This window comes from Streptomyces sp. NPDC036984, assembly GCF_055607665.1.
This window is the reverse complement of record NZ_JBVJRL010000013.1, coordinates 153,523-165,043: the sequence shown is the minus strand read 5'-3', so window position 1 is coordinate 165,043 and position 11,521 is coordinate 153,523. Positions and strand designations below refer to the sequence as shown.

The following is an 11,521-nucleotide window of genomic DNA, read 5'->3' as shown; positions in this document are numbered from 1 at the left end:
CTCAGGTCGGTCCACAAGCGCCGTCCCTACCCGTCGACCCGATCCGGCGTACCCCCTGGCCGCCGAAGCGGTCCCGCAGTTCGCGCTTGAGGATCTTGCCGCTGGCGTTGCGCGGCAGCCCGGGCACGAAGAGCACCCGCTTGGGTGCCTTGAACGGCGCGAGCTTCTCCTTCACGTGCGCGATGAGCTGATCCTCCGTCACTTCACCGCGCGGCACGACGACCGCCGTGACGGCCTCGATCCACCGCTCGTCGGGCAAGCCGATCACCGCGGCCTCGGCGACCGCCTCGTGGGTGTACAGGGCGTCCTCGACCTGGCGTGAGGCCACCAGCACGCCACCGGAGTTGATGACGTCCTTCACCCGGTCCACGATCGTGAAGTAGCCGTCGGCGTCCCGCACCGCGAGGTCCCCGGAGTGGAACCAGCCGTCGCGGAAGGCCGCGGCGGTCTCCTCGGGCTTGCCCCAGTACCCCTCGCACAACTGCGGTGAGCGGTACACGATTTCGCCGGGCGTGCCGGCGGGCACGTCCGCGCCGTCCTCGTCCACGACCCGGGCGTCCACGAAGAGCACGGTGCGGCCGCAGGAGTCCAGCCTGCCCTCGTGCTCGTCGGGGCCGAGGACCGTGGCCAGCGGGCCGATCTCGCTCTGCCCGAAGCAGTTGTAGAAGGCGAGTCGCGGCAGGCGCGCCCGCAGCCGCTCCAGGACGGGCACCGGCATGACGGACGCGCCGTAGTACGCCTTGCGCAGGCCGCCGAGGTCGCGGGTGGCGAAATCGGGCCGGCCGGCGAGGCCGATCCACACCGTGGGCGGCGCGAACAGGCTGTCCACGCGGCCGTTTTCGATCAAGTCGAAAAGCCGGTCCCCGTCCGGCGCGTCCAGGATGACGTTCGTGGCGCCGACCGCCAGGTAGGGCAGCAGGAACACGTGCAGCTGCGCCGAGTGGTACAGCGGCAGCGCGTGCACCGGCCGGTCGCCGGCGCTCAGATCGAGCGCGGTGATCGCGCTCAGGTACTCGTGCACCAGGGCCCGGTGGGTCATCATCGCGCCCTTGGGCAGGGCGGTCGTGCCGGACGTGTACAGCAGCTGCACCAGGTCCTCGGTGCGGGGTTCGGGACCCTCGTACGGCGTGGTGTCCGGGAGCCGGGCGAGCAGCGAGTCGCCGGTGTCACGCAGCGCCAGCATCCGCGCCCCCTCCGGCAGTCGCCCGGCAAGGTCCGGGTCGGCGAGGACCAGGGCGCTGCCCGACTGGCCGATGAGGTAGGCCAGGTCGTCGCCGGTGAGGCTGTGGTTGACCGGTACATGGACCAGGCCCGCCCGGGCGCAGGCGAGGAAGGCGATCAGGTACGCGTCGGAGTTGTGGCCGTAGGCGGCGACCCGGTCGCCGGGCGCGAGGCCCTCCGCGCGCAGCAGCGCGGCCGCGCGGGAGACGGCGTCGTCCAGTTCCTCGTACGTCCACCCGCGCTCGCCGTACTCCACCGCGACCCGTGCCGGGGTGCGGCGGGCGCTGCGCCGCAGCACCCCGTCGACCGTGCTGCCGTGTCCCTGCGTCATGACAGCCGATCCTCGGGCCCGCCGGAGGTGCCGGTCAAGCACCCGGAGACCGGGCCCGGCACGCTCACTCGTCGAAGTTGCCCGTCTCCAGGTGCTCGGCCTTGACGAGGACCCAGAAGTCCTCGGCCAGCCCGTCGTGGACGTAGCGGTAGGGCAGGTAGCCGTATCCGCCGTCGCCCCAGCGCTGTCCCCAGGAGTTGCGGATGACCAGGGCGCCTTCGGTGGTGCTGCCGTCGATGGGGTTGGTGACGACGCGCTCGTCGTCGTAGCCGACCACCACGACGGCGTGTCCGCCGGCCACCGTGTCGCGCCGGCCGGGGTAGGGGATGTCGCCGCCGGTGGCGACGTCGATGCTGTTGTAGACGGTGAACCCGAACATCGCGGGCAGCCCGGAGACGACGTGGGCCTTGATGTCCGCGAGCAGGTCCGGCCGGGAGATGCCCGCCGGATCCAGGCGGTAGTAGGTGAGGGCCTGGAAGTTGCTGGCGAACGAGTAGCAGAACGACGAGGGCTCGGTGTCGAACAGCTCGGTGTCGTACGGCCAGTAGCGCTCCGGCGGGGCCCCGAAGAGGCTCAGCGCGCCCATGGTCGAGCGCAGGTACGCGCCGGTGTCGCCGGTCCACTGGAGGTAGTCGCGGGTCGCCTTGTAGATGAACAGCCGGGACGCGGGCGCGTAGCCGCCGTGGGCCTGGAGTTCGAAGTACTCCAGAACCCCGGCGGCGGCGTTGGCCGTGCAGGACCCGAGGCTCGCCTGGTCCACGATCGGAGAACACTTCTCGCGCAGGTCCATCCGGGCCGGGAGCGGCCCACCGACCGCCTTGAGGACACCCGTGCGCTCGACGAGCTGCGGGACGCCGTTGGAGTTCTTGGTGAAGTCGCGGATGTCGGGCCGGTCCGGCAGCCAGCCCATACCCTTCCCCTGCGTGACCGCGAGGCGCGCGGTATCGGTCATGGTCCACCTCGTTTTCTCGAGCGGGTCGTTGTGGCATATGCCTGCCACCCGCGCCGGAGGTGCGATCAGGTGTCACTCGCCTGCCTCGTTGTGTGCGGGTCACACCGGTCGGGTACGCCCCCGCCAGTACGGCTCGCGCAGCCGCCGTTTGTACAGCTTGCCGTTGGGATCGCGGGGCATCTCGGCGATGAAGTCGACGCTCCTCGGCCGCTTGTAGCCGGCCAGCCGGTCGGAGCAGTGCGCGAGCAGGGCGGCCGCCAGCTGCGGCCCCGGTTCGTGCCCGGGGGCCGGTTCGACCACGGCCTTGACCTCCTCGCCCCAGTCGTCGTGCGGGATGCCGAAGGCGGCGGCGTCGGCGACGGCCGGGTGGGCGAGCAGCGCGGACTCGATCTCGGCCGGGTAGATGTTGACCCCGCCGGAGATGATCATGTCGATCTTGCGGTCGCGGAGGAAGAGGTAGCCGTCCTCGTCCAGACAGCCGAGATCGCCGACGGTGAAGAAGTCGCCGATACGGTTCCCGCGGGTCTTGGCCTCGTCCTTGTGATAGGCGAAGCCGCCGGTGCTCATCTTCATGTAGACGGTGCCGAGCCGGCCGGGTGGGAGCCGGTTGCCGTCGTCGTCGAAGATCGCGAGTTCGCTGATGGGCCAGGCCTTGCCGACCGTGCCGGGCTTCTTCAGCCAGTCCTCGGCGGTGGCGAAGGCGCCACCGCCCTCGCTGGCCGCGTAGTACTCCTCCACGCAGTGCCCCCACCAGTCGATCATGGCTCGCTTCACATGGTCCGGGCAGGGGGCGGCGCCGTGGATGGCGTGCCGCATGGACGAGACGTCGTGGCGGGCCTTCACCTCGTCCGGGAGCGCCAGCAGCCGGTGGAACTGGGTCGGGACCATATGGGTGTGCGTGCATCTGTGGGTGTCGATGAGGCGGAGCATCTCCTCGGGGGTCCACTTGTCCATGAGCACCAGGCGGTGGCCGATGTGCAGGGACGCGCCGGCGAACTGGAGGACGGCCGTGTGGTACAGCGGCGAGCAGACGAGGTGGACGTTGTCGTCGAACGGCCTGATGCCGAAGATGCCGAGAAAGCCGCCCAGGTGCGACTCCTCGGGCAGCTTGCCGGGCAGCGGGCGGCGGATGCCGCGCGGGCGTCCGGTCGTGCCGGAGGTGTAGTTCATGACCCAGCCGAGTTCGCGGCCGGCAGGGGCCGACTCCGGCCCGGCGGCCAGGAGTTCGGCGTAGGGCCGGAAGCCGTCGGCCGCGCCGACGCCGTACCGGTGAGTGGCCGGGAGTGCGGCCTCGTCGGCGGCCCGGCGTGCCGCGTCGGCGAACCGCTCGTGCGCGATGAGCACCCTGGCGCCGGAGTCGGCGACGATCCAGGCGATCTCGGGGCCGACGAGATGGTGGTTGACCGGCACCAGATAGAGGCCGGCCTGGGTGGCGGCCAGGTAGGCGGTGAGGAACTCGACGCCGTTGGGCAGGACGACGGCGAAGGCGTCGCCGCGCTCCAGGCCGGCCGCGCGCAGCCCGTGGACGAGCCGGTTGGCGGCGGCGTGCAGGCGGCCGGCGGTCCACGCCTCGCCGTCCGGCGCGATCAGGACCGTGCGGTCGGGGTCCTGGGTGGCCTGGGCCCAGAAACCGGCGGGGGGTGTGGTCACGGGTGCACTCACGGCCGGCCGCTCCTTCCGGCGATGCGGTTGATGCGGTCCACGGCCTGCTCGAAGCCGCGGGTGAGGTCGTCGACGACGGCCTGGACGCTGCGTTCGCCGGTCATCCGGCCGACGATCTGGCCGACGGGGGTGCCGAGCAGCGGCTCGACCTCGTACTTCTGGATACGGGAGACCGCCTCGGCGACCAGCAGGCCCTGGAGCGGCATGGGCAGGGCGCCGGGCCCGGCCGGGTCGTCCCAGGCGTCGGTCCACGCGGTGCGCAGCTGGCGCGCGGGCTTCCCGGTCAGCGCGCGGGAGCGGACGGTGTCCCCGGACCCGGCGGCGAGCAGTTTGCGGGTCAGGGCGGGCGAGTGGAGGTCCGCTTCTGTGGTGGTCAGCCATATGGAGCCCAGCCACACACCCTGGGCGCCGAGGGTGAGCGCGGCTGCCACCTGCGGGCCGCTGCCGATGCCCCCCGCGGCCAGTACGGGCAGCGGGTCCACGGCCTCCACGACCTCGGGGGTGAGCACCATGGTGGCGATCTCCCCGGTGTGGCCGCCGGCCTCATAGCCCTGGGCGACGACGATGTCGATGCCCGCGTCCCGGTGCTTGCGGGCGTGCCGGGCGCTGCCCGCGAGCGCGGCGACCCGGACGTCCCGGTCGTGGGCGCGGGCGACGACGTCGGCGGGCGGGGAGCCGAGGGCGTTGGCGAGCAGCCTGATCGGGTAGTCGAAGGCCACGTCGAGCTGGGTGCGGGCGACCTGCTCCATCCAGCCGGTGATGCGCCAGCCGGACGCCTCGCCCTCGGCCAGTGCCGGGACTCCGTGCCGGGCGAGGGTCTCCCGCACGAACCGCCGGTGCTCCTCGGGGATCATCGCCTCGACGTCGGCCTCGCTCAGTGTGTGGTCGCTCGGGGCCTCCGCCTTCTTCGCCGGCATGACCACGTCCAGCCCGTAGGGCCGGCCCTGGGTGTGCGCGTCGAGCCAGTCGAGGTCGCGTTTGAGGTCGTCGGGGGCGGTGTAGCGGACCGCACCGAGCACGCCGAAGCCGCCGGCCCGGCTGATGGCCGCGGCGACGGCGGGGAACGGCGTGAAGCCGAAGACGGCGTGCTCGATTCCCAGTTTCCTGCTCAGCTCCGTCTGCATGGGCGCAGGATGCCGCAGCCTGCCGGACGACGGAAGACCCTTTCTGATGCTCCGTCAGATTCATGGAGCCACGCACCCCGTTGACACGTCCCCCGCCTGACAGGAAAGTTTCACGGGCAGGGCAAGCCCCGAAAGATACTTTCAGACGGGAGGCCGCGCGATGACGGACGATCAGGCAGGCAGACGGGCGCAGGGGCTGACGCGCCGCCGGCTCGTCGTGGGCTCCCTGGCGGCGGGCGGCGCACTGGCCCTGGGCGCGCTCCCCGCGGGCCCGGCCGCCGCCGCACCCGCCGCCGGCCGCCGCACGCTGCGCCACGGTTCACCCGAACGCGCCGGGCTGCTCCCCGCGCACCTGCGGCAACTCGTCACGGACGCGGAGGCGTTCCTCGCCCCCTCCCCCCGCCACCCCTGGTACGCGGGTGCCGTCCTGCTCGCCGGGCGCGGCGGCATCGTGGCCCTGCACGAGCCGATCGGCATGGCGGTGCGCTACGCCGCCTACGACGAGAAGACGGACACCGGCGTCGAGTTCCCGCCCGGAGAGCAGCTCCCGATGACCCGGGACACCGTCTTCGACCTGGCCTCCGTTTCCAAGCTGTTCACCTCGCTGCTGGCCGTGCAGCAGATCGAGCGGGGCGCGCTGGACCTGGAGGGGAAGGTCGCGGCGTACCTTCCGGACTTCGGACGCGCCGGCAAGCAAGAAGTGACGATCCGGCAGCTCCTCACGCACACCTCCGGGTTCCGCGCCTGGATCCCGCTGTACGGCGCGCCGACGCGGGAGCGGAAACTGGAGCTGATCTGGAACGAGGCCCCGCTGCACCCGCCCGGCACCGCGTACCTGTACTCGGACCTGAACCTGATCTCCCTCCAGCTGGTCCTGGAGGAGGTCACCGGCCGCCCGCTGGACACGCTGCTGCACGAGGAGATCACCGGCCCGCTCGGCCTGGACAGCACCCGCTACAACCCGCCCGCCTCATGGAAACCGCGGATCGCGGCCACCGAGGACGCGCGCCGGCCCTGGTCCGGGCTGGACCGCGGGCTGGTCTGGGGCGAGGTGCACGACGAGAACGCGTACAGCCTGGGCGGTGTGGCGGGTCACGCGGGTGTCTTCGGCAGCGCGTGGGACCTCGCGGTCCTCGGCCGTACGCTGCTCGACGGCGGCGTTCACGGCCGCACACGCATCCTGCGGCGCGAGTCGGTGGAGCTGCTGTTCACCGACTTCAACACGGCCTTCCCGGGCGACGAGCACGGCCTCGGCTTCGAGCTGTACCAGCACTGGTACATGGGGGCGATGGCCACCCCGCGCACGGCCGGCCACACCGGCTTCACCGGCACCTCGCTGGTGCTCGACCCCACGACCGACACCTTCCTGATCGTCCTCGGCAACTCGGTGCACCCGGTGCGCACCTGGCGATCGGGGTCCGCTCCGCGGGTGGCCGCCGGGAACAACCTGGCCCGTGCGGTGCCAGTGCGCCCCGCGCGGGGCCGTACGGCCTGGTTCTCGGGCATGGCGAGCGGCACGTCGGCGACCCTCGCCCTCCCGCCGCTGGACACCTCCCCGGGTCCGGCCCGCCTGCGCTGCGCCCTGTGGTGGGACACCGAGCCCGTCTCCGACGTCCTGACCCTGGAGTCCAGCACGGACGGCGGTACCACCTGGCAACCGGTCCCGTTCACCGCCTCCCGGCCCGGCGAGGGCGCCGAGGACCACCCCGCGGGGACCGCCACCGGCTGGTCGGGCCGGGTCTGGCACCGGGTGACCGCGGCCCTCCCGGCCGGCATCGGGCTCACCCTGCGCTGGCGGTACACCACCGACCGGCTGTACGCCGGCCGGGGCGCCTACGTCGACGCGCTCTGCGTCGAGGCCGGCGGAAGGGTGCTGTTCGACGCGTCACGCCCGGCGGACGAAGCACGCGTCACGGCGGTGGGCTGGCGGCCGTCGGCCGACTAGGACCCCAGGACCGCCCTACGTCTCCAGCACCGCCATCGCCGCGTTGTGCCCCGGCACCCCGCTCACCCCGCCCCCGCGCACCGCGCCCGCGCCGCACAGCAGCACGTTGGCATGCCGGGTCTCCACGCCCCAGCGGCCCGTGTGCCGCCCGGCGTACGGCCAGGACAGGGCCCGGTGGAAGATGTTGCCGCCGGGCAGCCCGAGGTCCCGGTCGAGGTCGAGCGGGGTCTTCGCCTCGATGCAGGGGCGGCCGTCGGCATCCGTGGCCAGGCAGTCCGCGAGGGGTTCGGCGAGGTGGGCGTCGAGCTGGGTGAGGGTGGACATCAGCAGTTCCTCGCGCACGCCGTCGTTGTCCTCCTCGAAGAGCCGGGCCGGGGTGTGCAGGCCGAACAGGGTGAGCGTCTGGTAGCCGCGCTCGGCGAGGTCCGGGCCGAGGATGGTGGGGTCGGTCAGGGAGTGGCAGTAGATCTCCGAGGGCGGTGGGGCGGGGAGTTCGCCGGCGGCGGCCTGGGCGTGGGCGGCGGCGAGCTGCCGGTAGCCCTCGGCGATGTGGAAGGTGCCGGCGAACGCCTCGCGCGGGTCGGTGTCGGGGTCGCGCAGCCGGGGCAGCCGCTCGAGCAGCATGTTGACCTTGAGCTGGGCGCCCTCGGCGGGTTCGGGCGCCGGGTCGCCGGTGAGGGCGGCCAGTTCCCGCGGGGAGGCGTTCACCAGGACGTGCCGGGCGGCGGCGGTACCCTCGCCGTCGGCGGTGCGGTAGGTGACCTCGGCCGTCTGCCCGTCGGTGTCGATCCGGACCGCTTCGTGGCCCGTGGCGATGACCACGCCCGCCGAGCGGGCCGCCGCCGCCAGCGCGTCGGTCAGCGCGCCCATGCCGCCGACCGGCACGTTCCAGGCGCCGGTCCCGCCGCCGATGACGTGGTAGAGGAAGCAGCGGTTCTGGGCGAGGGAGGCGTCATGGGCGTCGGCGAAGGTGCCGATGAGCGCGTCGGTGAGGACGACGCCGCGGACCAGGTCGTCGGTGAAGGTCTCCTCGATGGCGACGCCGATCGGCTCCTCGAACAGGGCCCGCCAGGCGGCCTCGTCGTCGATGCGGCGGCGCAGTTCGTCGCGGGTGGGCAGGGGTTCGGTGAGCGTCGGGAAGACGCGCTGGGCGACGCGGCCCGTCATGGCGTAGAAGCGCTGCCATGCCTCGTACTCGCGGGTGCCGCCGGTCAGCCGGGCGAAGGCGTCCCGGGTGCGCTGCTCACCGCCGCCGACGAGCAGTCCGGTGGGCCGTCCGGCCCGTTCCACCGGGGTGTACGAGGAGATGGTGCGGGTGCGGACGCGGAAGTCCAGCCCGAGGTCGTCCACGATCTTCTGCGGCAGCAGACTGACCAGGTAGGAGTAGCGCGACAGGCGGGCGTCGACACCGGCGAACGGGCGGGTGGAGACGGCCGCGCCGCCGGTGTGGTCCAGCCGTTCCAGCACCAGTACGGAGCGGCCGGCCCGGGCCAGGTAGGCGGCGGCGACCAGGCCGTTGTGGCCACCGCCGACGATGACGGTGTCGTACGAGCGGATTCCCTCGGTGGCAGACATGGTTCTTGCTAACACATGGTGATCGACCAGGGAAGCCACACGTCTCTGTGGTGATGTGACCCCTCCACTTGGACCAGACACCGTCAAGACCGCGGGCCCGGCCGCCGATCCTCCCTGAGCAGACCTGCTGTCGCGGACGCGCGAGCGAGGAGTCGCAGATGGGCAGAACGGCAAGGTGGGGGGCGAGGACGCGCGACATGCTCGGGACGATGCCGTACTGGTCGTCCCGGGACGAAATGGGGCCGTGGGAACAGCGCGAGCTCTTCCTGGCGCGGATCACCGAGCTGGAGGCCGTCCTCGACGGGATCTCGGCGCGCGCCCAGGCGGACAGCGACCGCAGTGATCTGGCCGCGTCCTACGTGGCCAAGGCACGCCTGGAGCTCGACGCGGCCCGCGACGTCCTCGCGCACCGGGCCCATCCGATGACACGGCGGGCGGCGCACCTGGGTGTGGCCCAGTCACATGTCGACGCCGCGCTGAACCTCACGGTGTGGACGGCGTCCCTCGACGACGTCAAGGCGCTCCTTCCGGACATGACGGCGCTGGTGCAGGAGCAGTTCCCCGCCCGTGACCCGCGCCGGCTCCGCATCGAGGAGATCACCCGCAGGCTGAACGAGCCGGACACCCGGACACTCGAGCCCAGCGACCGCTCCTTTCTCGCCGAGACGGTCAGCCTCGCCCGGCGGCTGCTGCGCAAGGAGACCCTCCGGGTGCGCAGCTTCGTGCGCATCGTGTCGCTCGTGACGCTCGGTCTGGCCCTCGGCGCGGTCGCGGTCGCTCTCGCCGCCTACCGCTGGAACGACATGGTCCCCCTGTGTTTCACGCCGGAGTCCGACAACATGTTCACGATCGTGTGTCCCACCCGGACCATGGGCGGCTTCACCCACCCGCCCGGGACGGACGAGGTCGCCCGGGCCTCTCGCGCGGCGGACTATCTCGTCGTCGAGATCGTCGGCCTCGTGTCCGCCGGCATCGCCTCCGCCGCGGCGCTACGACGGATCAGGGGGACGTCGCTGCCGTACAACGTGCCGGTCGCGCTGGCGCTGCTGAAGCTCCCGACCGGTGCGCTGACGGCGGTGCTGGGGCTGCTGCTGATGCGCGGGGGCTTCGTGCCCGGGCTCAGCGCCCTCGACTCCACGGCCCAGGTCATCGCCTGGTCGGTCATCCTCGGCTACTCCCAGCAGGTGTTCACGAAGTCCGTCGACAGCCAGGGCCAGGCCGTCCTGGACGCCGTCCGCGGTCCGCAGAGCCCCGGCAAACCCGGCGAGCCGGAGAGGTCCTGAGCCACCGGGCGTGCCGGACCAGGCCCTGTCGTCACACTCCCGCCTGCCCCACGACGCCATGCACGCACTCTCGCCGCACCGGGCCCCGACCCACGTACATCCCGTACGAGGGCCGGGACCCGGCACTCCCCCGGCCTTCGGCCGGGGGACTCCCGGAGCACGCACCTGACGCCGCGCGGCCCGCCCTCCGGGCGGACGACGGGAGTGTGACGACAGGACCCAGCGCGAGTTTGACGACAGGACCTAGCGCGGCAGTCCGTCCACCGCGGGCCGCGCCTCCGGGCCCAGCCGCGCCATGGCGCGCAGGATGTGCCGGGGCGGCAGCCGCCAGCGCAGCCGTGCGGGTATCGCCCGCAGCAGGACGCCGGTGGCGCGGAGCCGGCGGGTGACGGTGGCGGGGGCGGGGGCCGGTCTGCCGTACAGCTCGTGGGCGTACGGCGGCAGGGCGGCGTACGCGAGCTGCGCCACGTGCCGCCACAGCAGCTCGCGTACCGGGACGAGCAGAGGGTGCGTCGGCGGACGGCGCAGGAAGTCGTCCACATCACGGGCCTCGGGTCCGGCGGTCAGTTCCGGCCGGACCTTCTCGAAGTACGCGGCCAGTTCGGCGCGGCTCGCCGGTACGGTCTGCGGGTCGAGGCCCACCAGCCGGGCGCTGACGCGGTGCTCGGCTATGTACCGGTCGGCCTGGGCGTCGGTGAGCGGGAAGCCGGAGCGGCGCAGGACGTGCAGGTAGGAGTCGATCTCCGCGCAGTGCACCCACAGCAGCAGCGCGGGTTCGCCGACGCCGTACCGCTCTCCCGTGTCCGGGTCGGTCGCCCGCAGCATGCCGTGGATCCTCCGCACCCGCGCACCGGCCCGTTCGGCCGCCTCGCTCGTGCCGTACGTCGTCGTCCCGACGAAATCCGCGGTACGCATCAGCCGTCCCCAGGCGTCCCGCCGGAAGTCGGAGTTCTGGAGCACGCCGCGGACCGCCCGCGGGTGCAGGGCCTGGAGGTAGAGCGCGCGCACGCCGGCGACCCACATCATCGGGTCGCCGTGCATCTGCCAGGTCACCGACCCGGTACCGAAGAGACCCGGGTCGCCAGGGGTGTCCGCACCGTCCACACCGGCAGTGTGAGCAGGTCCGCGGCCGGTGTTCAAGGGCGGCGGCCCGTGATGTCTCCCGGGCCGCCGGCTCCGGGCGGGGGCGCGGCGGAGCACAGGTGGACGCCGGGGATGCCGGTGGCGTACGGGCCGAGTGGGACGAGTTGGGATGAGGGCACGAGCCCGTTGGGCCCGCCGCCGACCACGACCGCGGTGGTCATGTGACCGCCTCCTTCCCGTTTGGCCCGGTGGGCCGGATGGCGAAGTGACGGCCTCGCGCGACGTACTTGGGAGCCGGCGTCCAGGGCTTGTGCGGCTACAACGCCGCGCGGTGAGCACTCGCCG

Annotated in this window: 9 protein-coding genes; 2 read left to right on the top strand and 7 right to left on the bottom strand. The window is 72.8% G+C overall.

Annotated elements, in window-relative coordinates; all coding sequences use genetic code 11:
• Position 1: 1 nt before the first annotated feature.
• The 4 genes from ACZ7DL_RS23825 to ACZ7DL_RS23810 form a co-directional block, all read right to left on the bottom strand.
• Positions 2 to 1,552: an acyl-CoA synthetase gene (locus ACZ7DL_RS23825; protein WP_470776782.1), complete on the bottom strand. Its 1,551-nt coding sequence runs from the start codon at positions 1,550 to 1,552 to the stop codon at positions 2 to 4.
• Between the two features lie 64 nt (positions 1,553 to 1,616).
• A complete protein-coding gene (locus tag ACZ7DL_RS23820) occupies positions 1,617 to 2,504 on the bottom strand; it encodes a C1 family peptidase (protein WP_470776781.1) in 888 nt (295 codons plus the stop codon).
• A 99-nt stretch (positions 2,505 to 2,603) separates the two neighbouring features.
• Complete coding sequence (locus ACZ7DL_RS23815; protein ID WP_470776923.1) at positions 2,604 to 4,154, bottom strand: acyl-CoA synthetase; 1,551 nt, start codon at positions 4,152 to 4,154, stop codon at positions 2,604 to 2,606.
• Between the two features lie 8 nt (positions 4,155 to 4,162).
• Positions 4,163 to 5,290, bottom strand: coding sequence for a nitronate monooxygenase (locus ACZ7DL_RS23810; RefSeq protein ID WP_470776780.1), 1,128 nt, complete (start codon positions 5,288 to 5,290; stop codon positions 4,163 to 4,165).
• Positions 5,291 to 5,450: 160 nt separating this feature from the next.
• Here ACZ7DL_RS23810 and ACZ7DL_RS23805 point away from each other — a divergent pair, with 160 nt between their 5' ends.
• Entirely contained in the window at positions 5,451 to 7,235 is a 1,785-nt protein-coding gene (locus ACZ7DL_RS23805) for a serine hydrolase domain-containing protein (protein WP_470776778.1), read from the top strand.
• A gap of 15 nt (positions 7,236 to 7,250) precedes the next feature.
• On the opposite strand, the gene ACZ7DL_RS23800 is transcribed toward ACZ7DL_RS23805, so the two are convergent.
• A complete protein-coding gene (locus tag ACZ7DL_RS23800) occupies positions 7,251 to 8,810 on the bottom strand; it encodes a phytoene desaturase family protein (protein ID WP_470776776.1) in 1,560 nt (519 codons plus the stop codon).
• 197 nt (positions 8,811 to 9,007) lie between these two features.
• Here ACZ7DL_RS23800 and ACZ7DL_RS23795 point away from each other — a divergent pair, with 197 nt between their 5' ends.
• Complete coding sequence (locus ACZ7DL_RS23795; RefSeq protein ID WP_470776775.1) at positions 9,008 to 10,093, top strand: hypothetical protein; 1,086 nt, start codon at positions 9,008 to 9,010, stop codon at positions 10,091 to 10,093.
• Between the two features lie 243 nt (positions 10,094 to 10,336).
• Here the strand turns inward: ACZ7DL_RS23795 and ACZ7DL_RS23790 are convergent, their stop codons facing one another.
• Together ACZ7DL_RS23790 and ACZ7DL_RS23785 are read right to left on the bottom strand one after the other, a co-directional pair.
• Positions 10,337 to 11,134 carry an oxygenase MpaB family protein gene (locus tag ACZ7DL_RS23790; protein WP_470776922.1) on the bottom strand — a complete coding sequence of 266 codons (798 nt, stop codon included), beginning with the start codon at positions 11,132 to 11,134 and terminating at the stop codon, positions 10,337 to 10,339.
• Positions 11,135 to 11,229: 95 nt separating this feature from the next.
• Entirely contained in the window at positions 11,230 to 11,397 is a 168-nt protein-coding gene (locus ACZ7DL_RS23785) for a hypothetical protein (RefSeq protein WP_470776773.1), read from the bottom strand.
• Between the last annotated feature and the right edge of the window lie 124 nt (positions 11,398 to 11,521).

Bases quoted from the DNA above. Each gene is read 5' to 3' on its own strand.
- ACZ7DL_RS23825 (WP_470776782.1), bottom strand. From the start codon at position 1,552: ATGACGCAGGGACACGGCAGCACGGTCGACGGGGTGCTGCGGCGCAGC.
- ACZ7DL_RS23820 (WP_470776781.1), bottom strand. From the start codon at position 2,504: ATGACCGATACCGCGCGCCTCGCGGTCACGCAGGGGAAGGGTATGGGC.
- ACZ7DL_RS23810 (WP_470776780.1), bottom strand. From the start codon at position 5,290: ATGCAGACGGAGCTGAGCAGGAAACTGGGAATCGAGCACGCCGTCTTC.
- ACZ7DL_RS23805 (WP_470776778.1), top strand. From the start codon at position 5,451: ATGACGGACGATCAGGCAGGCAGACGGGCGCAGGGGCTGACGCGCCGC.
- ACZ7DL_RS23800 (WP_470776776.1), bottom strand. From the start codon at position 8,810: ATGTCTGCCACCGAGGGAATCCGCTCGTACGACACCGTCATCGTCGGC.
- ACZ7DL_RS23795 (WP_470776775.1), top strand. From the start codon at position 9,008: ATGCTCGGGACGATGCCGTACTGGTCGTCCCGGGACGAAATGGGGCCG.
- ACZ7DL_RS23790 (WP_470776922.1), bottom strand. From the start codon at position 11,134: ATGCACGGCGACCCGATGATGTGGGTCGCCGGCGTGCGCGCGCTCTAC.
- ACZ7DL_RS23785 (WP_470776773.1), bottom strand. From the start codon at position 11,397: ATGACCACCGCGGTCGTGGTCGGCGGCGGGCCCAACGGGCTCGTGCCC.